This window comes from Trinickia sp. (assembly GCF_051953955.1).
Taxonomy (GTDB): Bacteria; Pseudomonadota; Gammaproteobacteria; order Burkholderiales; family Burkholderiaceae; genus Trinickia.
In genome coordinates this window covers 39,504-62,565 of the sequence record NZ_JBQCIF010000044.1, presented here as the reverse complement: position 1 = coordinate 62,565, position 23,062 = coordinate 39,504, and the positions used below count along the sequence as shown (strand labels likewise).

Genomic DNA, 23,062 nt, shown 5'->3' with positions numbered 1-23,062 from the left:
ATATCCTATCCCAGCATGATAGCTTTACTCCGATAAGCCCGGTTCAACGAACCTAGTCAGATGCCACAGTCATTGCTGCAATAAAACGAGACTAACTTGCGATGCACGCGGCGCCGGAACCCGGTACCGCGGTGACTTGCCGACACGCTGACCGCCGCCGGGCTGCCGTGTCGTATTCCGGAATCCGTTTGTCCGGTGTCGAACTCGATCGCCCCGGACAGCAACCGAGGAGGCGCGCATGGCCGAGCAGTTCGAACAACGCGAATCGCTTGCGTTGATGCATCAAATGGGGCTCAACAGCGGGGCAATCGAGCGCCGCAAGCAAATCGTCGGCCTGACGCCGACCGACTTAGCGCGGATCGCGACGATCAAAGAGGTGGTGCTTCACCAGCTCGACGACTACGCGGCGGCGTTCTTCGATCACCTCGCGAGCCTCGACGAAGCGCGCACGCTCCTCGAAAATCGCGCCCTCGCCGAGCGAGCGCGGCACCTCAAGCTGGAACATTTGCGCGGCATGGTGTCGGGCGATTACGACTCCGATTATGTCGAGCAGCGGCTCGAGCTGGGCCTGCTCTATGCGATGGCGGGGCTCGATCTGCGCATGTTCCTCGGCGCATTCCTGAACCTGCTCAAGCACATCGGCACGCAGGTCATGAAACACGCCGATCGCTCGCCGATCGAAGCGTTCGAAGCGTTCATGTCGCTGAAGAAGGTCGCCTTCTTCGATCTCGGGTTGATCGTCGACGTGCTCGTCTTCGAGCGGGAGCGCGTCATTCGCCAGCAGCAAGAGGCGATCCGCGAGCTCTCCACGCCCGTGTTGCAACTGCGCGATCGGTTGCTGCTGCTGCCGATCATCGGCGTCATCGACACCTACCGAGCACGTCTCATCACCGAAAGCCTGCTGGAAGCGATCAGGGCGAATCGCGCAAAGGTGGTCGTGATGGACGTCACGGGCGTCGCGACGATCGACTCGCGCGTCGCCAACCATATCCTCCAAACGGTGACGGCGGCCCGCCTCATGGGGGCGAAGGTGATTGTGACGGGGATCTCCGCCCCGGTGGCGCAATCACTGGTCTCGCTCGGCATTGAACTCGGCAGCCTCGACACGGTCGGCGACCTCCAAGGCGGCATCGAGCTCGCCGAACAAACGCTCGGCTATCGCGTCGCGCGAGCGCAAGACGAGCCCATCGAGGCCCGCGTCAACAGGGGGATCTGACACCGTGGCCGTTCCCATTCTCAAGCAAGGCGACGTGTTGATCGCCTCGATCCAGTCGGTCCTGTCGGATCAGGATCTCATCCAGTTGCGGGACGACTTCGCCGACAAGATCGGCCGGTACCGCACGAAGGGCGTCGTCATCGACGTCACGGCGCTCGACGTGCTCGATTCGTTCGCCACGCGGACGCTGCGCGGCATCGCGTATGTCGCACGGCTACGCGGAGCCACGACCGTAGTCGTCGGCATCCAACCGGAGGTCGCATTCGCCATGGTGCAGCTCGGACTCGCGCTCGACGGCGTCGCGACTGCGCTCGACCTCGAAGAAGGCCTCGAGCGTTTGCGCAAATCCGCGATCAGGAGCGTGGGCCATGCCCGCTGAGATTCGCGTGCCGATCGAACGCGAGGAAGACGTCGTCATCGCTCGCCAGAAAGGGCGGGAACTGGCCGCAGAGACGGGGTTTTCGAATACGGACCGCACGATCATCGCGCTGGCCATCTCCGAGATCGCCCGCAACATCGTGAGCTACGCGCATCGGGGGGAAGTGAGGATATGCCAGCTCAACGACGGCATTCGGTCAGGCATCATGATCGTTGCCGAGGACGAAGGCCCCGGCATTCCCGACATCGAACTCGCGATGCGCGACGGCTATTCGACGGCGAAGAGTCTCGGCGTCGGCCTGCCCGGCACGAAGCGCATCATGGATGAGTTCGAGCTTACGTCCGTCGTCGGCAAAGGCACGACCGTGCGGATGAAGAGGTGGTTGAGATGACTGCGCCGGTCCCGCCCCGAACCTCCGTGATCGAGTGGGGCTGGGCCGGTCGTGCACTCGAGCAATTGTCCGGCGACGCACATGCCGTCGTCGAGCGAGACGACGGTGCACTCGTCGCGCTGCTCGACGGCCTCGGGCATGGCTTCCTAGCCGCGGAAGCCGTCAGCACGGCGATGCCGGTGATTCAGGCGCACGCCGGCGCATCGGTCGTCGAGCTCGTCCAACACTGCCACGAAGCGATGCGTCGAACGCGCGGGGCCGTCATGAGCGTAGCGTGGTTCGACGCCCGCGAATCGTCGTTGACGTGGACGGGCGTGGGCAACGTCGACAGCGTGCTGGTGCGAGCCGGCAAGCACGAGACCGCGCGCAACGAGGCGATCGCGACGCGCGGCGGGGTCGTCGGCTATCGCTTGCCTTCCCTGCACGCCAATCGGCATCCCCTCTTTCCCGGCGATCTCCTCGTCATGGCGACCGACGGCATTCGAAGCAACTTCAGTTCGGGTATCGTCGCGCAATTCAGCGCTCAGGCGATCGCCGAGTCGATTTTGGTCCGGTATGCGAAAGGAACGGACGACGCGCACGTCGTCGTGGCGCGCTTTCTCGGAGCGTCGCCATGACGACGCGGCTCGGGGCATTGCGCGCCGACTACCTTGCCGGTCTTCGCACCTACCTCGAAGACGAAAGCGAGGCGGGACTCGCCTACTCGTACGAACTGGGCCGGCGGGCCATGATGGAGCGGCTGGGGTTGCTCGATATGGCAGCCTTGCATCGCGCGGCGCTCGACACGCTCGTGCTGCCGGCGCCGCCGAGCGATCAACCGCGCCTCATGGAAGCCGCGACGGCCTTCTTCAACGAGCTGCTCGCGCCGTTCGAGTTGTCGATCGAAGGCTACCGCGCCGCGCTGACCGCCAGCGAAGAGCGGTTCCAGCTCGCCGTCAGCGGCGCAATGGCCGGGCTATGGGACTGGAATCCGCAGACCGACGAGATCTATTTCTCACCGCAATTCAAACGCATCATGGGCTACGAGGACAGCGAACTGCCCAACGAGCGTCAAGCCCACTTCGGCGCGATCGACGAGCAGGACTTCGAGCGCGTGACGCAATCGTTGATGTCGCACCTCGATCGGCGCCAGGTCTACGACGTCGAATATCGCGTGCGCACCAAATCGGGAGAACCGCGCTGGGTGCATTCGCGCGGCCAAGCGCTCTGGAACGATAGCGGCGAGCCCTATCGGATGGTCGGCTGGATCCTGGACATCACCGATCGCAAGCGCGACGAAGAAGCGCTGCGTGCCTCGCGCGAAGAGATGCGGCGGTTGTCGGCGCACATCCAGCACGTTCGCGAAGAAGAAAAGGCGCGCATCGCCCGCGAGCTCCACGACGATCTGGGCCAACAGTTGACGGCACTTAAAATGGCGACGTCGCTATTGGAAAGCGGTGTGCGCACCGATCAGCCGTGGCCCGCGCAAAGCACGTTGAACGGACTCTACGCCATGATCGACGAGCTGGTGGAATCGATCCGGCACATTGCCGCCGATTTGCATCCGGTCATGCTCGATGATCTCGGGCTGATTCCGGCAATCGACAATCTGATCGACGAATTCTCCGCGCGCTATGGCATCCGCGTGATCCGCCATATCGATCCGGACGCGATCGCGTTCAACCGCGAGTGCCGCATCGATATGTTCAGAATGGTGCAGGAAGCGCTGACGAACGTTGCGCGGCACTCGGGGGCAAGCGAGGTGGTATTGGACATCGTGCGCGCCGACCCGCATTGCATCGTCCGGATCGTCGACAACGGCCGGGGCGCGGCGATCGACGGCGCGAAGGGACGGCATTCGTTCGGGCTCTTGGGCATGCGCGAGCGAGCCGCGCTGCTGGGCGGCGAGATCAGGATCAGCAGCGAGCCCGGCGCAGGGTTCGCATTGACGGCTATTCTGCCGCTCGCCTCGCTCGAGGCGAAGGACGCCAGTTCAAGCTGAAAGTTCGACGCGGGAAGCGAAAAAATGGAAAGCGGATCGAGCGGCATTGCGCCGATCATTCACCGCGCACGTCGCCTTCGTCCCATTGCGTCAGCCTGATCGTTACGCCGGCGCCGGCGATCGACTCGATGTGGAACTCGTCGACGAGACGTTTCGCCCCCGAGAGCCCTAAGCCGAGACTGCCTTTCGTCGAATAGCCGTCTTGCATGGCCAGCGCGATGTCGGCAATGCCCGGCCCATCGTCGCGTGCGATGACGACGATGCCTCGACGTCGCCCATCCGTGATCGGCACGAACGACATTTTTCCCTTTCCCGCATGCACGGCGATATTGCGTGCGATCTCCGAGACGGCCGTTGCCAGCGCGACGGCCCTTGCCTCGGCGAAGCCTTCTTTCACGGCCAATTCGTGGACTGAGAGCCGAGCCCAATCGACATCCGACGCACCGTTGACGAATACGTGGATACCTTCGCCGGACGTGCGGCGGGTGGTCATGCTGCCGGCCCGATGATGAGGGGGAATACCGTACCGAGGAACGCCATGAACAAGCCTGCTCACGAAGTGATCATGATCGCTCATCGTACCACCGCACTCATCGACGAGCCCGCCAACCTGTGTAATGTGACAGGACTTTTTCAGTCCCGCCCGCCCGAGCGTTTCGACGTTGCGCGGCGCTGCGCCTGCGCGAAAATCTCGCGCAGGCGATCGCGCTCTTGCTCGGTCAAATGGATCGCCGCGGCAGGCATCGTGAGCGCCACGCGCAGCGTGAGATCGCCGCGCGCGCCGTTGCGGTCCGAAAGCCCCTGCGCACGAAGGCGGATCATGGCATCCGAGCCCGAATTCGGCTCGATCGTGATCGGCAATGGCCGCCCGAATACGTGCGCCTCGTAGGAGCCGCCGAGCATGGCGGTCATGAAATCGACCTCGATATCGCAAGCGATGTTCAGCCCGTCGCGGCGAAACGCGGTGCTGCAGACGATCACGACCGAAAAAATCGCATCGCCCGCCGGACCGCCGTTGGCCCCGAGATGGCCGGCGCCCTCGACCGTCACGCGTTGGCCGTCCCAAGCGCCGGGCGCGACCTCGACGGTCTCGCACTTGCGATAGGAGACCATGCCCTTGCCGCAGCATGCGGGACACCGCCCGCGCACATGACCGTGGCAATGGTCGCACGGCCCTTTCACGCCGTAACTGACTTCGACGCGCCCGCCGTGAATCGCGGCTTCCACCGGCACGAACAATTCGGTCATGCAGTTGGCGCCGCGCATCGGCGGCCCGCTGCGGTACGTGCGGTGCTCCGGCTCCTTTTCCGGGCTGGCGTTCGCGCCCCAAGCCCATTGCCAATCCCAGGCCCGCGCACGCGCGGGTTCGGGCGACGGAGCGGCCGGCTCGCTCGCCGGGACCGCCATCGGGGCCTTGCGCTCGCCGATCAGAATCTCGAATGCTTCCTGGATCCGCTTGAACACCGGCTCGACCGTGGCCTCGCGCCCCTTGTTCCGGTCCGGATGGTACTTTGCCCGGAGCCGCCGATATGCGCGCTTGACATCCGCCGGCGACGCCGTGTCCGGCAATTCGAGCCGCCGGTAGTATTCGTCGAGGCTCACGCGCTTCCCCCATTTCTCTTTCGCGAGGCGCCAGTTTATCAAGACCCGAGCGACAAGCACCGTGAGCGCCCCCAACGGTCGTGGCCACGCCGATGCTTGCCGCACGCACGGCGATGCCCGCCGGGCTATCGCTGCTGCCTCCGAGCCTATCGCGTGCCGTCGGGCAGTTGCGGGCGAACATCGTCTTCGCGGCCGTTTCGGTGGCGCAGGCGGCCATTGCGATGATCATCGGAACACGCCGTAGCCGTCATGCCCAAACCCGCACGTCGTAGTTCCACCGGCGCACCTTCGTGGCCGTTATACGTTTCGCGTCACGATGGGCCGGGTTGACGAGTACGTTGGCTTCCTCGGGCACGACAACCGACGGGATGCAAAGCAAGGCGGACTCGGCGGGACTTGCAAGCCAGCGGTCGCCCGCCTCGAGGCTGACCTTCCCGGCGGGGATCGCATCCCACCCGATAGGGGTCGTCTCGGCACTCAATACACGGGCGCTCTGCCAAACGTCATCCGGGACGTCGATACGCACGAGATAACGATTCAGCGGCAAACCGGCACCGCCCAAATGGACGATCGTCTCGAGGCACGCGAGCGCGATGTTCGAAGCGGTGTAGAGCACCGGCCTACCGGGACGATTCCAGCGTCCGCCCGAGCGCTTCGCGCCTTCGCCCGATAGGTCGTCTGCCGTGTAATCGGGTGTGTCCGTCGCGATGCGCCACAGGGCCACCGTCATGCGTAAGCCCCGCTTTGCAACTTCGCAAGAATGGAACTCACTAGATCCTGCCCCGCAACGGTATCCATCAACTCGGCGGGTTTCCGACCGCCGAGCGCCGCGTTCGGCAACTCCAGCCATTGCGCGACCCAAGGCGCGGCATCGAACCCTTCCGGATTGCCGGATTGCTCCACCATCGTCTGCACCTGGCCGATCAGCTTCGATAGACCAATCACCCGTTCGGACTGTTCCGTCGACAACTTTTGACGCGCCTTCGACTTGCGCACGATGGTCGCGCGCGGCAAGCCAAGCAGCTTCATCAGTTGGTCTTGGCTAGTGTGCAGACGAGCAGCCAGCTTGATCACCTGAACGGCATCGAGACCATGCCGGATCCACTCGATGCGCTCGATCGGCGCAGCGCTATATATGCCGGTGAAGTCGAACAGCTTCAGCTCCACGGGCTTGCGCCCGGCGGATTCGCGCGGCTTGCTCGGCGCGCGAGGCTTGGCCTGCGCCCGCCTCGGTTGCTTCATCGCTAGGCCCATGCGTTCCTCTCGTCTCATTTGAGACGATATTGTAGCTCATTTGAGCCGGTCGAAGCTCGCGACGAACCTCTGCACGATCGCTGCCTTCGGACCACGGCAACCACCACGGCGGCTCGCGTGGCGATGCGCGCCAGGCCGGCCGAGCGCCCCCTTCGCGTCGGCAGCCGGTATCATGGCGGTCTTCCGCACCCCCGGCCACGGTCCGCGCAGGCCGCCCCGGGGCCCACGCGGCGCACGAACACTCATCCACGACGACACAGAGGAACCCCGCCATGACGGCAGCAACGCAATTCGACCAGGTCTCCGTGATCAAGCGCGCCAACGTCTATTTCGACGGCAAGTGCGTTTCGCACACCGTTCCGTTTGCCGACGGTTCGCGCAAGACGCTCGGCGTCATCCTGCCCGGCACGCTCAACTTCGGCACCGATGCGCCGGAACTCATGGAAGTTCAATCCGGCCAATGCCGCATCCGGCTCGAGGGCAGCGATCAGTGGACGACGTACGGCGCGGGCGAGTCGTTCTCGGTGCCCGGCAAGAGCCGTTTCGACATCGAAGTAACCGAAACGCTCGACTACGTCTGCAGCTATCTGTGAAACCGATACGGCGAGGCGCAACGCCGCGCGTCTCGCCCGGTATCATAGTGGCCCGACTTCATCCCTCCGTTGCCGCGCCATGACTCAACCTCTTCGCGAACTCACCCTGCTCGAAGCCCGCGTCCTCGGTGTGCTGGTCGAAAAGCAGCACACGGTTCCCGATACGTACCCGCTTTCCCTCAATGCGTTGACGGCCGGCTGCAACCAGAAGACCGCTCGTGCTCCGGTGATGAGCGTCACCGAGCCCGAAGTCCAAACCGCGATCGATGGCCTCAAGCGTCTGAGCCTCGTCATGGAAGCGAGCAGCAGCCGTGTCACGCGCTACGAGCACAACATGAATCGCGTGCTCGGCATCCCGAGCCAGGCCGCCGCGCTGCTGACGATCTTGCTGCTGCGGGGCCCGCAGACGGCAGCCGAGTTGCGGTTGAACGCGGCACGGCTGCATGGCTTCGCGGACAACTCGTCCGTCGAGGCATTTCTCGACGAGCTTGCCGCACGCACACCCGCGCTCACCGTGAAGCTACCGTGCGCGCCCGGCGAGCGGGAAAACCGCTGGATGCACTTGATGTGCGGCGAAGTGAACATGGAGCAAGTCGCTGCCGCGCGCGAGCCGGTGGGCGAATCGGTTTCACCCGGCGAGCTCGAAACGTTGAAGGCCGAACAAACCCGCTTGGCCGGCGAAGTGTCCGCACTGCGCGCACTCGTCGAGCGCATGGCGGCCGAGCTAGGGATCGCTGTCGATCGCCCCGCTCAAGACTGAGTTGCCGCGCCTGCAAGCATCGGAAATTCGCGTTACGCTGCAAGCGGGCTGGCGATGGGCCAGCCGAACGGCCTGATCGGCCCGATCGGCCATCTTCGGAAGGTAGCAATGACAGCACAGCCGCTTCAAATCGATTTCGTCTCCGATGTCGCATGCCCATGGTGCGCAATTGGACTTTCCTCGCTTCAGCAAGCGCTCACGCGCCTTGGCGGGGAAGTCGATGCGCGCATCGTCATGCATCCGTTCGAGCTCAACCCGGACATGGTGCCTGAAGGCGAAGACGTCATCGAATATCTCGGGAAGAAATATGGCCGCACGCCCGAGCAGATCGCCGAAACGCAAGCGACGATTCGCGAGCGCGGCGCGGCGGCCGGCTTCGAGTTCGGCTCGCGCACACGCGTGTACAACACCTTCGACGCTCACCGGCTCCTGTACTGGGCAGGGATCGAGGGCAAGCAGGTGCAGCTCAAGCGGGCTCTGCTGCAGGCCTACCATACCGACGGGAAGGACCCGAGCGATCACGGCGTCCTGATCGATGCTGCCCAGTGCGTCGGGCTCGATGCCGCGCAGGCCCGCGAAATCCTCGCAAGCCAGCGATTCGCCGACGAGGTGCGCGCGGAAGAGCACGAATATCAAGCCATGGGCATTCAGTCGGTGCCGGCCATCATCTTCAACCGGCGGTACCTGGTGAGCGGCGGCCAACCGGCCGAAGTTTTCGAGCAGGCGATTCGGCAAATCGTCTCCGAAGCGAAGTGACGAACTGACGTTTTGCCCATCACTTCGTCACGTTGCGACAGACGCGCAATGCGCCTGTATGGGCGATGACGCCGACGCCATCCGCCGATCCGACTCCATCGTGGCCCCCTGCGCGTTCTCCGCGAGGCTCCGGCAGCGGCGTAGTATGTCGTAGCAGGAGACATCCCCGGGGCCACGAGCCTCGGCGGGGCATTCGGTCAATCGATTCCGTACACGGAGGAGGTGCATCATGCTGGTCGGCGTTCCCAAAGAGATCAAGAACCAGGAATACCGCGTAGGCCTAACGCCCGCGGGCACGCGCGAACTCGTCAGCCGCGGTCATCAGGTCCTCGTGCAAAAGGACGCCGGCGCCGCCGTGGGCCTACCGGACGACGCGTATGCCGCCGCAGGCGCAACGATATGCGGCGATGCACAAGAGCTCTTCGCGCGTGCGGACATGATCGTCAAAGTCAAAGAGCCGCAGCCTGCGGAACGCGCGATGCTGCGGCCCGGCCAGATTCTTTACACCTACCTGCACTTGGCGCCCGATCGCGAGCAGGCGAAAGAGCTCATCGCCTCGGGTGCCGTGTGCATCGCCTACGAGACGATTACCGGCCCCGGCGGCGGCCTTCCCCTGCTCGCGCCGATGAGCGAGGTAGCGGGCCGGATGTCGATTCAAGTCGCCGCCGCGCATCTCGAGAAACCGCACGGCGGAATGGGCTTGCTGCTGGCCGGTGTGCCCGGTGTCGCACCGGGGCATGTCGTGATCATCGGGGGCGGGACGGTCGGTACGAACGCGCTGCAAATGGCCGTCGGCATGGGCGCACGCGTCACGATTCTCGATACGAACGTCGATCGCCTGCGTCAGTTGGATCTGATTTTCGGCAATCGCATCACGACGATGTTCTCCAGCGCGGACGCCGTCGAGCGATGCGTCGAGCGGGCCGATGCCGTCATCGGCGCAGTGCTGATTCCCGGCGCGACGGCACCGAGGCTCGTCACGCGCGGCATGATCTCGACCATGAAGAAAGGCGCCGTCGTCGTCGACGTCGCCATCGATCAAGGGGGATGCTTCGAGACGTCGCACGCCACGACACACGCCGAGCCTACCTACGTCGTCGACGGGGTCGTTCACTACTGCGTGGCGAACATGCCGGGCGCCGTTGCCCGCACGTCGACGTTCGCATTGACCAATGCTACGCTCGGACATGCGATCGCCCTGGCCGGCAAGGGGTGGAAACGCGCCATGAGCGACGACCCGCATCTGCGAGCCGGCCTGAACGTGTGCGAGGGGCACGTCACGCACGAGGCCGTTTCGACCGCGCTCGGGCAACCGTACGTGCGCGCCGGCGATCTGCTCGCCTAGCGGAACGACGATACATCCATCGATCCATTTATGCCTTCGACCATCCGCAATTCGCTCGCGTGGATATTGGACGCTTTCGAACGCGAGCCGACCTACGTTCGAAAGCGCATGTTCAGCGCCGACGCGGCCTATATCGACGGGCGCCTGTGCGTGACCGTCGGCGATCGCGACGAGCCGTGGAACGGGATGCTCGTTTGCACGTCGCAAGACCATCACGCGTCGCTCATCGACGAGATTCCGGCGTTGCGGCCGCATCCGGTGTTGGGCAAGTGGCTCTATGTCTCGCAGAACGACGCGGCATTCGAACCGGCCGTGGAGCGCGTCGTTTCGCTCGTGCGCGCGCGCGATCCGCGCGTGGGCGTCGAGCCGAAACCGAAGCGCAGCCGTAAAGCGGCGTTGCCGAAGGCTCGATGAACAGCGCCGCATCCAAACGCTCGCGCGAGGATCGTTCGCACGACGATCCTCGCCCCACGCCGCCGCCGCGCCCCACCCAAGACGAATGCTGTCACAGCGGCTGTTCGCCTTGCGTGTTCGATCTTTATGACGAAGCGCTGGAACGCTACGAAGCCGCGCTGGCCGCATGGCAAGCGCGTCAGGCTGCCACTCACGTACGGAATCGTTCGAAATGAAAATCAAAATCGGCACGGCGCTCGAGCTGGTCGTCAATCTGTTGCTGCCTTGGCTCGTCTATCGATTGGCCCACCCCGCCCTCGGCGACCTCGGCGCACTCTACGCTTCCGCGGCACCGCCGCTGCTGTGGAGCCTCGCCGAATTCGCGAAGGTACGCCGTGTCGACGCGCTCAGCGTCCTCGTCTTGCTCGGCATCGTGCTGTCTGTCTCGGTGATGGCGATCGGCGGCAGCCAGCGCATTCTGCTCGTGCGCGAATCGCTCGTTTCCGGTTTGATCGGCGTCGTGTTCCTGCTTTCGCTGCTGCGCGAACGCCCGCTCGTCTATTACCTTGCGAGGGCCACCATGGCACGTCAGCAGGCGGACGGCGTCGCTCGCTTCGAGACGGCCTGGCGCGAGCGGCCTCCGCTTCGCGCCAATCTGCGCATGATGACCGCCGCGTGGGGCTCGGCATTGACGGCCGAGACGTTGCTGCGCTGCTGGCTCGCCTGGCACTGGCCGATCGAACGGTCGCTCGTCGCGCTCCCGATCATCAGCTACGCGATCTACGGCGCGATGATGGGGTGGACCGTGTGGATGCAAAAACGCATCCGCGCACGCGAACGCGCGGCGGCGCAGCCACACGAGACGCCGCCGCCGATCCGGCTCGAAGAAGCATCGTAACGAAACATTCGCGAATTCGTCGCCGCAGCGCTGAGCCGGCATGGCATCACCGGCGCTTCAGTCGCCCCGCCGGCTAGCCGTGCCCCTATCCGCCGTGCTGCGAGATCGGCCCCGCCTCCCCCGTCAAATTCAGGACGCCATCGATCCACGACAAAAACGTCGAAAACGTGAAATCGGATGATTGCTCCGTCCGAAACGCCTTCATCACCGGCTTGTCCAACGGGTCCTGCTGATTGAGCAAATCGGCGATGAACGTGCCCACGTCGGCATCGACGCCATTTTCATGGATGCCCGACCCCTTGAAACTGACCGCGGTGACTTGGTGGTTGTGCATGAATCCGTCGCGTGCCCATGGCATGAAATAGCCGAAGTTCGGCAACGGATTGATCGTCCGCTTCAGCATGTCCAATTCGCGCGCGTACATGTCCATCGAAAGCGCGGTCTTGGTCGCATCGTCGGGCGCCGCGATCACCGCCGGAACGAACGGGCGGTAGTGATAGGCCGCCATGATCTCGTCGCGCTGATAGGTCGTATAACCGAAGCGATCATGCGGAAACGTCTTCGACAACGCTGCATAGGCACTGCCCATGTTGTTCGGATCGAAATGCGCAGAGAGCTTGCTGTTGATCGCGATCATGCCGTCGGGCCCCGTCATGCCCCACTCATCGCGGACCTTGCTGTATAGGCCAACCGACGGGTGCACCGAGGGGTCCGCATCGAACGGCGTATCGAAGACGGTACCCGCATCGTCGAGCATCGAGCTGTGCGCCAGCGGCCGAAGCGTGTTGCGCAACGTCGCATAGTTGGCGAGCGCCCCGTAGCCCCCCGCGCTCGTTCCATAGACGAGCAACCGCTCCGGCTGGCCGAAGCCGTGATCGACGAGCCATTGCGATACGGCTTGCACGTTCTTCAATCCGTTGTAATGCTGAATGCGCCACTCTCCCGTGGATGCCGTGTAGCTGCGCACCGCACTACCCATATGGATGTCGCCCGTGCAATACGGCACGAACACGTGTGTCCAGTCCTGCGTCTCGACTCGCGGCTCGCGCACGAGCGCATGCGCGAGATCCATTCGTATCATCAACGGCGACAGGAAAGACGACATCAGCGTTTGGCTCGCCGTGCCGTTCATATAGTTGTGCGGAATGCCATCCGGATTGAAAGCGCCGAGCCCGGCCGCAGGTCCCGTCGTGGCGCCGCCGGCGCAAGTCGCGTAGTTCCAGCACGCGCCGCCGGGCTGCATGACGTAGAGCAGGTTGCTCGACTGTGCGCGATTGATGTAAAAGCGCATCGGCGTGCCGTTGCCGCACGAAGCGCCGCTGCTTTCCGGCAATACGACTTCATGCCATGAATAGAACGGAATCTCCGGGTCGGGCGGCACGCCGTTCGACGCTCGGGCATTCAGCGCCGCGCAAGTCAGGATGACGCCGAGACACAGCGTCGCCAGCCATTTCGGTGCAGACATCGTCGTTCCTCCCTTTGTCGATTATTCGAAGGCATGCAGGCTCGAACGAAATGCGCGAGCGCTGCGGTCAATGCATGCCGGTCGCCGCGCGCTCATCGAACAACTCGGCACGCAAAGCTTGAAGGCGCTGTGCAATGACGGTCTGCTGTTGCACAGGGTCGGGTATCGTCGCTTGCACTTCTTGAAAGATGATTCGGCTTCGCTGCACGTAGGCTCGATAGCGCGGGTCCTGTTCCGGAGATGGCCCTACCGTCTGCTTCGCATAGGCGTCCCACTGTTCATGCGACGCGGAGAAGGCCGCGCTGCGCGCGAGCGGGTCGGGCTCGGCATCGTTCAACAGCACGGCCGTCAACGCCTCCGCCTGAACCGGCACGATCTCGTTGCGGGCAACGTGCTCGGGCAGTTCGGCAAGGATTCGACGCGCTACCCTGGCCCTGTCCAGAGCGGACATCCGGGCTCGGTCACCGCTGTACGCCGCGACGAGATCGCGAAACCGGGCGAATGCGACGATGCGATGCTCCTCCGCTCGCGCATCCGATCGCCCCGCGAGTGCTTCGCGCAATGCGGGCAGATCGAGGGCGCGTTCCTGCGGGCCGGGCGCCGCGACGGGCATCGACGCCATCCGCGTCATCGACGTATTCGGGGATGTGAGCGGCTGCACGAACGCCACCCTGTCACTGCGCTTGGCGGTCAACGCGTTCGCGGGCTCGAAACGCCGTTCATGCCGCCATATCGCGGAGACGATGGCGATGATGATGATCGCACCCGCCACGAGCCATACCGACCAGCCAAGCGCTTTCGTCGTTTTCACACCGCATCCTCGATGCCGTCGTGGAATTGGACTACGTTCTAGGTCGAAACCCGCGGATCGTCAAAATCGGTCCTGGGTGCCGCACTCTAATTCTTCATGGAATCGCTTGCGCTTATGCGAAACGTGAGGATCAATAGCGGTTCGATGCGATTCACCTTGCCCACTCATGAATCTCTGGTTTCGCCTTTTGCTCATGATGCTGCGCCGTCCTTGGCGCAAGCACGCTCATCCATTCGAAACGACGCGCATTCGCATGCGCGTATGGCCGTTCGATCTCGATCCGAATCGGCACGTCACCAATGGCCGGTATTTCACGCTTGCCGATATCGGCCGCATGGACTACGTCCTGCGCACGGGCGCATTTCGCGTCGCGCTCCGGCATCGGGCAGTGCCGATCGTCGGCGATGCGTGGGGAAAGTTTCGCCGCGAGCTGAAGCTATTCGAATCGTTCGAGATTCATACGCGCATGCTGGGATGGGACGACAAGTGGAGCTTTGTCGAACACCGCTTCGTGCGAGACGGGCGCGTCGTCGGTGTCGTCGTCATGCGCGGGCTGTTCCGATCGCCGAAGGGCACCGTACCGCCTCGAGAGCTCATGCGTGAGATGGGAATTTCCGAGCAGTCGCCCGAGATGCCGCAGTGGTTGACGGCATGGTCGCAAAGCTGCGACGACATGAGCCTTCAGTTGCGACAGGAGGAAGGGCGGCCCATCGAGTCCGCCCTCGACATCTCACCGTAGCGCGAGCGCGCTGAGCATTCAGCCGGTCAGTTTGCCAGCCGGCGCGTCTCACCGCGCCGCCTGCCCCTTGCCCTTGCCCTCGCGCTTTTCCCAACCCGACAAGATCCGTTTTTCCAACGCGTCGTAGTCGTGGCCGAAATGATGGCCGCCGGGTGTCCGAATCACTTCTTGCGTGCCGGACAACGCAGGGCACAGGGTGTCTTCTTCGTCCGCGCCGTAAAAGCATTGCACGAGCCCCGCGGGCAGCCGATCCACCGCGGGTTTGGCCGGCAGCGCCCGATCGCTGGGCGGCAGGCCGAGCCAGCCCGTCACGCGCACCTGAAAGTCCGCCGCCTTCGCGAAACCGAGCAGTGCGACGATCGAAACCTTGTCGCGCACGGGGGCAGGCAGCCGGTCGTACGCGAACGGCATCACGTCGGCACCGAACGAATAGCCGATCAGCGCGAAGGAATTCGCATGCCAGCGCGCGCCATAGACGCGCAGAACGCGGCTCAGATCGCGGCTCACCTGCTCGGGTGTCTTCTCGCTCCAGAAATAGCGCAAAGCGTCCCAGCCGACGACCGATACGCCGTCCTTCTGCAACTGCTCGCCGATCGTCTTGTCGAGATCGCGCCAGCCGCCGTCGCCCGAAATGACGATCGCCAGCTTTCCGCTCGGATGCGCAGCCGGCAATTCGACGAGCGGCAAATCGGAGACGTCTTGATCACCGCTCGTTTCCGTCTGCAGATGCGGTTCGATCAAGGCGGTCAATTGATCGGTGCGCGTTGACGTTGCGGCGAACATCCGCGGCGATTTCGCCAACAAAGGGGCCGTCAAGCGATCGGCGTCCTTATCGAAATGAAAGCCCGGCGAATCGGCGCCTTCTTTCACGGCCGAACGCTCCGCCTGCCGCATCGCGGCGATCGCGCTCTGCTTCGTCACGCCCGTTTCGACGAAGCCGGGCAGCGCGCTGCCGCGGCTGATCGTCGGGTCAGGCGGGCACTGCAGAAAGTCATGGCCGAGCTTCGCATCGGCATCGACGGCTACGGCCCCTGCAATCGTATTGGCCGGCGCCTGCGCAAGCACATGCAGCGCGAGCGTCGCGCCCTGCCCCGTGCCGGCCATGATCGGCGCGAAATATCGGCTCGACTTCAACTGACGCTCGAGCTGATGGCTGACCGCCTCCGCATCGCCGTCCAAATGGCGGCACGCGTGTCCCGTTGCGGCGAGATTGGCCGCGTATCGTCCCGTGTCGACGCCGACCGTCAACGCACCTCGCTGCGCCAACGCGCGCGCCGCTTGCGCGTCGGCAGCGCTCCAGCCCTTGCCCGCGGAGAACAATACGACGAACCCGCGCATTTCGCCTTGCGGCCAGTCGACGGTCACGTCGCCGTAGGTGCCGCCCGGGACGTGGGATTCGGCCGCTTGCGCCGCGATGCACAGCGACGACGCGCCGGCCAGCAGGGCCAGCCATTTGATTTTTTTGAATACTGCTCGAAGTGTCATGAACGGCGGCCCCCCGCGAGAATTGAAAGGTCGAGCAGCGTCAGGACGGCGCTCGCCCAACCCGATACCGCGAGATAACGTGGTTCCCAGCGCGGCTGGAACTTCCCCTTGAACGCGCGCAGGCCTTGAAAGTTGTAGAAACGTCCGCCGAATCGCCAGACCAGCGATCCGAGTTGATGCAGCGGCGAGCCGAGCGGCATCGGCCGCACGCCCGAGAACGGGGCGATGCCGAGGCTCAACTGACGATAGCCCTGAGCCTTCAAATGCAGCGCGAGCTGCACGAACAGATAGTCCATGACGAACGGCGACGCATCGGATAGATGACGCATCACGCCCACCGTCGCGTCGACGTTCAAATCCGTCGTCATGAACGTCGTGAATGCGACCGGGACACCGGCCTGCCGCACGAGCATCACCGATTGCGCCGCGAGATAAGCCTCGCTGAAAGCCGCAACGGAGAAGCTCTTTTCGCGCCCCGCACGGCTCTGGAGCCAGTCGTCGGAGATGTGGCGCAAAAGGTCGAGATGCTGCGCCATTGCACTCGCATCGATGACTTCGGCCGTGCAGCCGTCACGCTCGGCCCGGCGCAGCGAATAGCGCAAGGCGGCGCGCTTCGGCCCGCTGAGGTCGAACTGCTCCAGTGCGAGCCGCGCCTCTTCGCCGAGCTTCATGAGCGTCAAGCCCGAATCCAAATAAAGCGGCAGCGAATCGGCACGCACCTGATAAAACGCGGCACGCCCGCCATGCCTCTGCGCGAGCAACACGAACTTGCGAATCAGCTCGGGCCATTCGTCGCGCGGCCCGACGGGATCGTGCAGCGCGGCCCACGTCCGGCCGTGCTTCGCATACATCAGGAAGGCTTCGCGCGAATCGGAGAACAGGAAGCTCTTGTCGCCCATCATCGCGAGTCCCGCATCGCTGCGCTCCTGCGCGCGAATGATTTTGACGGCGTCGTTGAGATCTTCCGTGCTCGGATGCACGAAACGCCCGGCCGCGGGACGGAGCAATTGCCAGCCGGCGAATGCGGCGGCGAACAGGCTCGATGCGAGCATCGCCCGCAGCGATCGGGAAACCGGCTCATGGAACGAGAACCGCCACCACAAGTCGCTCTCGTACGGTATGTTGCGATAGGCAAAGAACATGACCCATGCCGCGCAGATCAGCACGATGGCAACGGAGATCAGCCATCCCGACGTAAACGGCTCCGCGAACAATGCGGCGCGGCGGCTGAAGTCGCGGCGAGTCACGAACAGCAGAACGAGCAGCGTGCCGAGCACGCCGGCTTCCACGAAAGCCAGGCCCTTGATGACCGAGAGGATCAGCGCGACAGCGGTCAACGCAACCGTGAGCCACCACGCGGCGTCGAGCCTGCGCAGCAGACCTCGTGCGACGAAGAGCAGCAGCACGCCGAGCACGCCGCTCACCAATTGCGAGCTTTCGAGCGCCCAGAGCGGCACGAGTTGCCGGAGGATGGCAAGGCGATGCGCGAATGCCGGCGTCGCGCTCGACACGATCAGCATCGAGCCGACGACGAACGTAATCAGGCAGAGAAAGAGCGGCACGATGCGCCCGATGCGCGCCACGCGACCGAGCGGAAAGCGCGCACGCAATGCTCTGCCTTCGTAGCAGGCGAGCACGGCCGTGGACAGCACGAGCGGCAAACCGAAGTAAACGGCGCGGTAGGCAACCAAGCCCGCGAGGAGCGCGGGCGTCGAGACCTCGCCGCGCAGCGCGAAGACCATCACGGACTCGAACACGCCGACGCCGCCCGGCGTATGGCCGACGATACCGAGCAGCAACGAAGCCGAATAGATGGCGAGAAAGCTGACGAATCCCTCATGGGCGCCCGGCAAGAAAACCCATAGCGCAGCGCCGGCGCCGGCGACGTCGACGACCCCGAAGACGATCTGCGCGAGCAGGCTGGCACGCGTCGGGACCTCGAGCGCAATGCCGCGCCACCCCATTTCGATCCGCCGGGTCGTCTTGCCGCAGCAAACGACCGCCAATGCCAATACGACGAGAACGATGGCGCCACCGGCGCGCAACGCATCAGGCGCGAGATGCGTCATTGCCGCGAGCGAGCCGGTCGATCCGAGCGCACCCAATGCGCTGATCAACAGCGTCGCCAAGACGAGCGAGCCGCTCGTCAGCAGCGTGAGGCGTCCGACCTGCGACGGGGTCACGCCGGCCGCGCCGTAGACGCGGCACCGCACCGCCCCGCCCGTGAGCGCACCGAACCCGGCGATGTTGCCGAGCGCGGAAGCCGCCGTGGCGCCGAGCCACAGGAGCGGCCGCGGCACCTTCGCCCCGACGTAGCGCAGGCCGATCTCATCGCGCGCCACGAGCGCGACGAAGCTCACCAGCGTGGCCGCGAGCGCGGCGGCCCAGCGGCCGGCGCCGATGTGACATAGTTGCCGGCTGACGGAACGATAGTCGATGCTCTGCGACATCTTCTGCAGCGCGAGCAGCAGCAAGAGGCAGATGATCAGGGCGAGGGCGGGCGAGATGAGACGTTTGTAGTTGGCGTGCCGCGCCTTCGCATAGAACGCGGCGACGACTCTCGAACTACGATCTCCGTTACTTCCGTCGGGCATCTTCGTGTGGATCGGTCACGCAAGGTGGGACGGGCACGCCCTCGGCGACGGCATCTGCGTACCGTTCGTCGAGCCAGTCATCTGAGGAACCCCGCCAACCGATCGATATAGCAACTTGTGATCTGTCTAAACGCGGGAGGGACGGCTTCGGTTGACTTGGCGACGAGCAAGAAAAAGCGCGCCGCCGCGCAAACCAAGGCCCGGCGCGGGGCTGCGCGTATACACGATTAGGGTAATTGGGGACCCCGGGGGGCCGCCGCCGTGGCAGCGGCGGGCGGGCGAGAAGCTGACGGACGGAAATCTGCCGTCAGACGAATGGCTTGCCCTCGATCTGCTCGTAGAGGACGGCGCCGTCATCGCCTTCGAATTTCTCGACGTAGTTGCGGGCGCCGCACATGGGGCAGCGGAACAGCAGTCCCTGGCCCTCATTCTTGATGACGACGTCCGCGAGCGCCCATTGCGCTTGGCAGCTCTGATTTCTACAAGTGAACACGTTTCTTCTCCTGCCGAATCACCGGCTAATGTCATTGGCCGTCGTTGTTTTCCGTCGCGCTCTTGCGTGGACGATGAGCCCGCGATGCCGACTTGCGCGGCGCTTTCGCGGGCTTGGCCGCAGCCGGCGCTTCCGTCGTCATGGCCGGTTCGGCGGCGCGACGTTGGGCCTCGGCGGTCGTCATACCGCCGCCGCGTGTCGTGCCGGCCTTTTTTGCCGGCGCTTTGCGAGCCGCGCGGCGCGGCTTCGGTGCGGCTTCCTGCGCAGCCTCGGCCGGCCCGGTGGGCGACAGCGCCGGTTCCTCGATGGACACGACAGGCTCTGCCGGCGTTTCGCGCAAGTCCTGCCGCGCCGCTTCGACTGCCGCCGCCGCGGACATTTGCTCTGCGGCAGGCCCGTGCTCGCGACCCGGCTTGCGTGCACCCTTGCCTTTCTTTCGCCCTTTGTGACCGCCGGCTTCGATCGATGAGCCGTTGGTGTCCTGGACGGGCAGATCGGGGGCGGCTGGCTTCGTGGGCTCGGAGGAAACCGATGCGGACATGGGAGCCAAGGCAGGTACCGGCGCCGGCTGGCTCGGCCGATAAACGAATGCGCCCGATTTGTCGTCGCGCCCCACTTCGAGCAAGCCGCGCGCTTGCGCTTCGTCGAGCAGATTGCCGAACGCGCGGAAACCGTAGTACGACTCGCTGAAGTCGGGCTTGCGGCGCTTGATCGCGCTCTTGAGCACCGAGGCCCAAATCTTGCCGCTTTCGCCGCGCTCCGACGCGAGCGCATCAAAAGTTTCGACGGCGATCGCGATCGCCTTCGCCTTGCGCGCCTCCATCTCCGCCTTCGGCTGCTTATCTTCGTCGACGGCTCGCTTGACGGCGACGCTCGCTTCGCGCGCCTCGCGCTTGGCCGTTGCGCGTTGCTGCTCGCGGACGAGATCGTCGTAGAAAATGAACTCGTCGCAATTGGCGACCAAAAGATCGGACGTGGAATTCTTCACGCCCACGCCGATCACCTTCTTCGCGTTTTCGCGCAGCTTCGAAACGAGCGGCGAGAAGTCCGAATCGCCGCTGATGATGACGAACGTATCGACGTGCGACTTCGTATAGCAAAGATCGAGTGCATCGACGACGAGCCGGATGTCGGCCGAGTTCTTGCCCGATTGCCGAACGTGCGGAATTTCGATCAGCTCGAAGCTGGCCTCGTGCATCGAGGCCTTGAAGCCCTTGTAGCGATCCCAATCGCAATAGGCCTTCTTGACGACGATGCTTCCTTTCAGCAGCAGCCGCTCGAGCACGGGCTTGATGTCGAATTTTTCGAACTTCGCATCGCGAACGCCGAGCGCGACGTTCTCGAAGTCGCAGAACACCGCCATGTTGACGCTGTCTTGAGGGGAAGCCATGCAGTTCTCCAGCCGCTTGGGCGCAATGATTCGCAAATTCTCGAAATTGCGCACATGATAGCTGGTTCGCAGGCTAGGCCCTGTCGATGCCGATTCCCGCGAGGAGACGGGGGGCGTGCCGTGCGCTTCGGGCCGGCGCTGCCTCGGGCCAACGCAATCGCTCCACCGTCACCTGCCGATGCGGGGCATCGCGTACGAAGGCCTCGATTGCATCGCGAATGTCCGCGTCGAGGAAATCGGCGCGCTCGGCATCGATGAGCACGGTTGCGCGCTCGGGAATCTGCGAGAGGCAACGAGCGAGCGCCGGCTTCGCGAAGAACGTCGCGTCCTTTCGCACCGAGAGCAAGAAGTAATCGTCGTGACGCGTAAGCACGAACGTCCGAGAAAAGCTCGCTTGCACGGCAATGAGTGCGCTCGTTCCGATGCCGATGGCAATGCCGATCAGCAGATCCGTCGCCAACACACCGGCGATCGTCGCGACAAACGGCGCCCATCGGCCGATGCCTTCGCGAGCGATATCGACGAACAGCCGTGGCTTGGCAAGTTTGTAGCCCGTTTGAATCAGGATCGCCGCCAGGCTCGCAAGCGGAATCAGGCTCAGCACGGCAGTCAGCACGAACACGCTGGCGAGCAGCAACATGCCGTGAATGACGGCCGACATGCGCGTCTGCGCTCCCGCATGCAGGTTGGCCGAACTGCGGACGATCACGGCCGTCAACGGCAGCCCGCCGAGCAGCGCGGCCACGACATTGCCCGCGCCCTGCGCCTTCAGCTCGCGATCGGGCGAGGCACGGCGGCGCTTCGGATCGATCCGCTCGAGCGCCTCGAGGCTCAACAGCGTTTCGAGGCTGGCCACCACGGCCAGCGTCATGGCGACGCGCCAGACCTCGGGGCTCGCCAGCTGCGAAAAATCGGGCATCGAAATGGCATCGAGCAATGCGCGTGGCGAATCGAGTGCGGCAAGCGATACGCGATGCTCGACGGGTGTCGCGAGCGATGGCGCGATGCGGTCGAGCAACAGCGTCACGCCGATGCCGAGAACGACGACGGCCAAAGGCCCCGGCACCGCGCGCACGAGGCCGTAGCGCTTCGCACTCGGCGTTTCCCAGGCGAACAGCATCGCCACGGAGGCGGCGCAAAGCGCGAGCGAAATCGGTAGCACGGTGCCGAACGGCGTCGAGACCGTCATCGCGTGCGCCATCTTCGCATCGGCTCCGGCGACGAGGCCGGCCCCGACCGGTATTTGCTTCATGATCAATATGATGCCGATCGATGCGAGCATCCCTTTGACGACGGCGGCGGGCACATAGCTCGCCATGCGGCCGGCACGCAGCAACCCGAAGCCGAGCTGCAACGCGCCCGCGATCAGGACGGCCGCGAGAAATGCGGAGAAGCTGCCGAGCGACGCGATGGCGGAGACGACGATGACGACCAGGCCCGCGGCGGGGCCGCTGACGCTCACGTGCGACCCGCTGAGCAGCGCGACGACGAGACCGCCGACGATCCCCGACACGAGGCCGGCGAACGGCTCGACGCCCGAGGCGGTCGCGATGCCGAGGCACAGCGGCAATGCGACCAAGAACACGACGATGCCCGCCAAGACATCGCTGCGCAACGTCGAGAACGGGGTGGGCAAGCTTGAATCGGAAGAGGGGTGCATGATCTTTTGATGACGAATTGAGCCGCACCGCGAACGGCGGCGGTGAATCGCGGCGGCGAACGAAAAGAAGCTGCGGTTGGAGAACGGCTGAGACAGCGTGGCGTCAAGCCGCCGCATTCGCCGCTGCGAGGGCGGCCGGTGCCTCTTGCACATCGGCGTCGGTCAACGGCGTCAGCAGCCCTTCGCGCAACCCGAACACCCACCCGTGTACCGTCGGCGGCCGCGATGCGCTGCGCACGATCGGCGATTCGCGCAGCAGCTTCACCTGTTCGATGACGTTCAGTTCGACGAGTCGATCGACGCGCGCCTCGAAGTCGGCAATGGCATTCAATGCATCGCAGTGGCGTTGCGCGAGGTGCCGCAGCCCGGCGATGCGGCGATTGACGACAGGCAATGCATCGGAAGGCGGCGAGAGGGCCGCGCGCACGCCGCCGCAATGATGATGCCCGCAGATGACGATGTGCTCGACGCCGAGCGCATGCACGGCGTATTCGACGACGCTCGAGACGTTGCCGTCGTCGGACGTGTAGAGATTGGCGATGTTGCGGTGAACGAACAGTTCGCCGGGCTGCGCATTCGTGATGCGCTCGGCGGGCACTCGGCTATCCGAGCAGCCGATCCAAAGAACGCTAGGTTGTTGGCCGCGCGCAAGGCGCTCGAAAAAGCCCGGGTCGCGCGCCGTGACCTCTTGCGACCATGCGCGATTGGCTAGTAGTAGCCGCTTCGCGTGATTCATCGATGTCCTCCTGCTGAAGATCCGTATGAGCGTGCGCGGCGTCGTCGCGAACGATCCGCGCGTTCATTACGAAAAGCTTACGGACAAGAGGTTCCAAAAAAAATCGAAAAATAATCCTCTG

25 protein-coding genes are annotated in these 23,062 nt (G+C 64.4%); 13 read left to right on the top strand and 12 right to left on the bottom strand.

The window, feature by feature from the left end; all coding sequences use genetic code 11:
• The first annotated feature begins 238 nt into the window (after positions 1 to 238).
• Genes ACTHNZ_RS08640 through ACTHNZ_RS08620 form a run of 5 tightly spaced genes read left to right on the top strand, consistent with a single transcriptional unit; the run spans position 239 to position 3,967 of the window.
• Positions 239 to 1,216, top strand: coding sequence for a protoglobin domain-containing protein (locus ACTHNZ_RS08640; protein WP_440542086.1), 978 nt, complete (start codon positions 239 to 241; stop codon positions 1,214 to 1,216).
• Positions 1,217 to 1,220: 4 nt separating this feature from the next.
• Positions 1,221 to 1,595, top strand: a complete 375-nt coding sequence (locus tag ACTHNZ_RS08635; protein ID WP_440542085.1) for an STAS domain-containing protein — start codon at positions 1,221 to 1,223, stop codon at positions 1,593 to 1,595.
• Complete coding sequence (locus tag ACTHNZ_RS08630) at positions 1,585 to 1,986, top strand: anti-sigma regulatory factor (RefSeq protein ID WP_440542084.1); 402 nt, start codon at positions 1,585 to 1,587, stop codon at positions 1,984 to 1,986. The genes ACTHNZ_RS08635 and ACTHNZ_RS08630 overlap by 11 nt, the downstream gene beginning before the upstream one ends.
• Positions 1,983 to 2,603, top strand: coding sequence for a SpoIIE family protein phosphatase (locus ACTHNZ_RS08625; RefSeq protein WP_440542083.1), 621 nt, complete (start codon positions 1,983 to 1,985; stop codon positions 2,601 to 2,603). The genes ACTHNZ_RS08630 and ACTHNZ_RS08625 overlap by 4 nt, the downstream gene beginning before the upstream one ends.
• Entirely contained in the window at positions 2,600 to 3,967 is a 1,368-nt protein-coding gene (locus ACTHNZ_RS08620; protein ID WP_440542082.1) for a PAS domain-containing protein, read from the top strand. The genes ACTHNZ_RS08625 and ACTHNZ_RS08620 overlap by 4 nt, the downstream gene beginning before the upstream one ends.
• Positions 3,968 to 4,022: 55 nt before the next feature.
• On the opposite strand, the gene ACTHNZ_RS08615 is transcribed toward ACTHNZ_RS08620, so the two are convergent.
• The 4 genes from ACTHNZ_RS08615 to parS form a co-directional block, all read right to left on the bottom strand.
• Positions 4,023 to 4,460, bottom strand: a complete 438-nt coding sequence (locus tag ACTHNZ_RS08615; protein ID WP_440542081.1) for an anti-sigma regulatory factor — start codon at positions 4,458 to 4,460, stop codon at positions 4,023 to 4,025.
• 140 nt (positions 4,461 to 4,600) lie between these two features.
• The gene (locus ACTHNZ_RS08610) at positions 4,601 to 5,569 is read right to left on the bottom strand and encodes a DnaJ C-terminal domain-containing protein (protein ID WP_440542080.1); all 969 of its coding nucleotides are present in this window, start codon (positions 5,567 to 5,569) and stop codon (positions 4,601 to 4,603) included.
• Between the two features lie 247 nt (positions 5,570 to 5,816).
• Positions 5,817 to 6,299: an RES family NAD+ phosphorylase gene (locus ACTHNZ_RS08605; protein WP_440542079.1), complete on the bottom strand. Its 483-nt coding sequence runs from the start codon at positions 6,297 to 6,299 to the stop codon at positions 5,817 to 5,819.
• Entirely contained in the window at positions 6,296 to 6,823 is a 528-nt protein-coding gene (gene parS, locus ACTHNZ_RS08600; protein WP_440542078.1) for a type II RES/Xre toxin-antitoxin system antitoxin, read from the bottom strand. Before parS ends, ACTHNZ_RS08605 begins: the two co-directional genes overlap by 4 nt.
• Positions 6,824 to 7,095: 272 nt before the next feature.
• Between parS and ACTHNZ_RS08595 the strand changes: the two genes are divergently transcribed.
• The 7 genes from ACTHNZ_RS08595 to ACTHNZ_RS08565 all read left to right on the top strand — a co-directional run bounded on the left by ACTHNZ_RS08595 (position 7,096) and on the right by ACTHNZ_RS08565 (position 11,568).
• Positions 7,096 to 7,416, top strand: a complete 321-nt coding sequence (locus tag ACTHNZ_RS08595; RefSeq protein WP_440542077.1) for a pyrimidine/purine nucleoside phosphorylase — start codon at positions 7,096 to 7,098, stop codon at positions 7,414 to 7,416.
• 79 nt (positions 7,417 to 7,495) lie between these two features.
• Positions 7,496 to 8,176, top strand: coding sequence for a YceH family protein (locus ACTHNZ_RS08590; RefSeq protein ID WP_440542076.1), 681 nt, complete (start codon positions 7,496 to 7,498; stop codon positions 8,174 to 8,176).
• Between the two features lie 108 nt (positions 8,177 to 8,284).
• Positions 8,285 to 8,932 (top strand): DsbA family oxidoreductase, encoded by a 648-nt coding sequence (locus ACTHNZ_RS08585; protein ID WP_440542075.1) that lies wholly within the window; start codon positions 8,285 to 8,287, stop codon positions 8,930 to 8,932.
• A 229-nt stretch (positions 8,933 to 9,161) separates the two neighbouring features.
• A complete protein-coding gene (ald, locus tag ACTHNZ_RS08580) occupies positions 9,162 to 10,277 on the top strand; it encodes an alanine dehydrogenase (RefSeq protein ID WP_440542074.1) in 1,116 nt (371 codons plus the stop codon).
• 30 nt (positions 10,278 to 10,307) lie between these two features.
• The gene (locus ACTHNZ_RS08575; RefSeq protein ID WP_440542073.1) at positions 10,308 to 10,691 is read left to right on the top strand and encodes a hypothetical protein; all 384 of its coding nucleotides are present in this window, start codon (positions 10,308 to 10,310) and stop codon (positions 10,689 to 10,691) included.
• Complete coding sequence (locus ACTHNZ_RS08570; RefSeq protein WP_440542072.1) at positions 10,688 to 10,906, top strand: oxidoreductase-like domain-containing protein; 219 nt, start codon at positions 10,688 to 10,690, stop codon at positions 10,904 to 10,906. The genes ACTHNZ_RS08575 and ACTHNZ_RS08570 overlap by 4 nt, the downstream gene beginning before the upstream one ends.
• Positions 10,903 to 11,568 carry a VC0807 family protein gene (locus tag ACTHNZ_RS08565; RefSeq protein WP_440542071.1) on the top strand — a complete coding sequence of 222 codons (666 nt, stop codon included), beginning with the start codon at positions 10,903 to 10,905 and terminating at the stop codon, positions 11,566 to 11,568. Before ACTHNZ_RS08570 ends, ACTHNZ_RS08565 begins: the two co-directional genes overlap by 4 nt.
• A gap of 85 nt (positions 11,569 to 11,653) precedes the next feature.
• Here ACTHNZ_RS08565 and ACTHNZ_RS08560 read toward each other — a convergent pair whose 3' ends face one another.
• Together ACTHNZ_RS08560 and plcR are read right to left on the bottom strand one after the other, a co-directional pair.
• Complete coding sequence (locus ACTHNZ_RS08560) at positions 11,654 to 13,033, bottom strand: pectin acetylesterase-family hydrolase (protein ID WP_440542070.1); 1,380 nt, start codon at positions 13,031 to 13,033, stop codon at positions 11,654 to 11,656.
• Positions 13,034 to 13,100: 67 nt separating this feature from the next.
• The gene (plcR, locus tag ACTHNZ_RS08555; RefSeq protein WP_440542069.1) at positions 13,101 to 13,844 is read right to left on the bottom strand and encodes a phospholipase C accessory protein PlcR; all 744 of its coding nucleotides are present in this window, start codon (positions 13,842 to 13,844) and stop codon (positions 13,101 to 13,103) included.
• 166 nt (positions 13,845 to 14,010) lie between these two features.
• Here plcR and ACTHNZ_RS08550 point away from each other — a divergent pair, with 166 nt between their 5' ends.
• Positions 14,011 to 14,583 (top strand): acyl-CoA thioesterase, encoded by a 573-nt coding sequence (locus ACTHNZ_RS08550; RefSeq protein ID WP_440542068.1) that lies wholly within the window; start codon positions 14,011 to 14,013, stop codon positions 14,581 to 14,583.
• 48 nt (positions 14,584 to 14,631) lie between these two features.
• On the opposite strand, the gene ACTHNZ_RS08545 is transcribed toward ACTHNZ_RS08550, so the two are convergent.
• From ACTHNZ_RS08545 to ACTHNZ_RS08520, 6 genes are all read right to left on the bottom strand, one after another.
• A complete protein-coding gene (locus ACTHNZ_RS08545; protein ID WP_440542067.1) occupies positions 14,632 to 16,068 on the bottom strand; it encodes a virulence factor family protein in 1,437 nt (478 codons plus the stop codon).
• Positions 16,065 to 18,662, bottom strand: a complete 2,598-nt coding sequence (mprF, locus tag ACTHNZ_RS08540) for a bifunctional lysylphosphatidylglycerol flippase/synthetase MprF (RefSeq protein ID WP_440542066.1) — start codon at positions 18,660 to 18,662, stop codon at positions 16,065 to 16,067. The genes ACTHNZ_RS08545 and mprF overlap by 4 nt, the downstream gene beginning before the upstream one ends.
• 307 nt (positions 18,663 to 18,969) lie before the next feature.
• The gene (locus tag ACTHNZ_RS08535) at positions 18,970 to 19,155 is read right to left on the bottom strand and encodes a hypothetical protein (protein ID WP_440542065.1); all 186 of its coding nucleotides are present in this window, start codon (positions 19,153 to 19,155) and stop codon (positions 18,970 to 18,972) included.
• 31 nt (positions 19,156 to 19,186) lie between these two features.
• On the bottom strand, positions 19,187 to 20,545 hold the full coding sequence (locus tag ACTHNZ_RS08530; RefSeq protein ID WP_440542064.1) for an NYN domain-containing protein: 1,359 nt from the start codon (positions 20,543 to 20,545) through the stop codon (positions 19,187 to 19,189).
• A gap of 73 nt (positions 20,546 to 20,618) precedes the next feature.
• The gene (locus ACTHNZ_RS08525; RefSeq protein ID WP_440542063.1) at positions 20,619 to 22,181 is read right to left on the bottom strand and encodes a SulP family inorganic anion transporter; all 1,563 of its coding nucleotides are present in this window, start codon (positions 22,179 to 22,181) and stop codon (positions 20,619 to 20,621) included.
• 127 nt (positions 22,182 to 22,308) lie between these two features.
• On the bottom strand, positions 22,309 to 22,941 hold the full coding sequence (locus ACTHNZ_RS08520; RefSeq protein WP_440542062.1) for a carbonic anhydrase: 633 nt from the start codon (positions 22,939 to 22,941) through the stop codon (positions 22,309 to 22,311).
• Between the last annotated feature and the right edge of the window lie 121 nt (positions 22,942 to 23,062).

Bases quoted from the DNA above. Each gene is read 5' to 3' on its own strand.
- ACTHNZ_RS08640 (WP_440542086.1), top strand. From the start codon at position 239: ATGGCCGAGCAGTTCGAACAACGCGAATCGCTTGCGTTGATGCATCAA.
- ACTHNZ_RS08630 (WP_440542084.1), top strand. From the start codon at position 1,585: ATGCCCGCTGAGATTCGCGTGCCGATCGAACGCGAGGAAGACGTCGTC.
- ACTHNZ_RS08625 (WP_440542083.1), top strand. From the start codon at position 1,983: ATGACTGCGCCGGTCCCGCCCCGAACCTCCGTGATCGAGTGGGGCTGG.
- ACTHNZ_RS08620 (WP_440542082.1), top strand. From the start codon at position 2,600: ATGACGACGCGGCTCGGGGCATTGCGCGCCGACTACCTTGCCGGTCTT.
- ACTHNZ_RS08615 (WP_440542081.1), bottom strand. From the start codon at position 4,460: ATGACCACCCGCCGCACGTCCGGCGAAGGTATCCACGTATTCGTCAAC.
- ACTHNZ_RS08605 (WP_440542079.1), bottom strand. From the start codon at position 6,299: ATGACGGTGGCCCTGTGGCGCATCGCGACGGACACACCCGATTACACG.
- parS (WP_440542078.1), bottom strand. From the start codon at position 6,823: ATGGGCCTAGCGATGAAGCAACCGAGGCGGGCGCAGGCCAAGCCTCGC.
- ACTHNZ_RS08595 (WP_440542077.1), top strand. From the start codon at position 7,096: ATGACGGCAGCAACGCAATTCGACCAGGTCTCCGTGATCAAGCGCGCC.
- ACTHNZ_RS08590 (WP_440542076.1), top strand. From the start codon at position 7,496: ATGACTCAACCTCTTCGCGAACTCACCCTGCTCGAAGCCCGCGTCCTC.
- ACTHNZ_RS08585 (WP_440542075.1), top strand. From the start codon at position 8,285: ATGACAGCACAGCCGCTTCAAATCGATTTCGTCTCCGATGTCGCATGC.
- ald (WP_440542074.1), top strand. From the start codon at position 9,162: ATGCTGGTCGGCGTTCCCAAAGAGATCAAGAACCAGGAATACCGCGTA.
- ACTHNZ_RS08575 (WP_440542073.1), top strand. From the start codon at position 10,308: ATGCCTTCGACCATCCGCAATTCGCTCGCGTGGATATTGGACGCTTTC.
- ACTHNZ_RS08570 (WP_440542072.1), top strand. From the start codon at position 10,688: ATGAACAGCGCCGCATCCAAACGCTCGCGCGAGGATCGTTCGCACGAC.
- ACTHNZ_RS08565 (WP_440542071.1), top strand. From the start codon at position 10,903: ATGAAAATCAAAATCGGCACGGCGCTCGAGCTGGTCGTCAATCTGTTG.
- ACTHNZ_RS08560 (WP_440542070.1), bottom strand. From the start codon at position 13,033: ATGTCTGCACCGAAATGGCTGGCGACGCTGTGTCTCGGCGTCATCCTG.
- ACTHNZ_RS08550 (WP_440542068.1), top strand. From the start codon at position 14,011: ATGAATCTCTGGTTTCGCCTTTTGCTCATGATGCTGCGCCGTCCTTGG.
- ACTHNZ_RS08545 (WP_440542067.1), bottom strand. From the start codon at position 16,068: ATGACACTTCGAGCAGTATTCAAAAAAATCAAATGGCTGGCCCTGCTG.
- mprF (WP_440542066.1), bottom strand. From the start codon at position 18,662: ATGCCCGACGGAAGTAACGGAGATCGTAGTTCGAGAGTCGTCGCCGCG.
- ACTHNZ_RS08530 (WP_440542064.1), bottom strand. From the start codon at position 20,545: ATGGCTTCCCCTCAAGACAGCGTCAACATGGCGGTGTTCTGCGACTTC.
- ACTHNZ_RS08520 (WP_440542062.1), bottom strand. From the start codon at position 22,941: ATGAATCACGCGAAGCGGCTACTACTAGCCAATCGCGCATGGTCGCAA.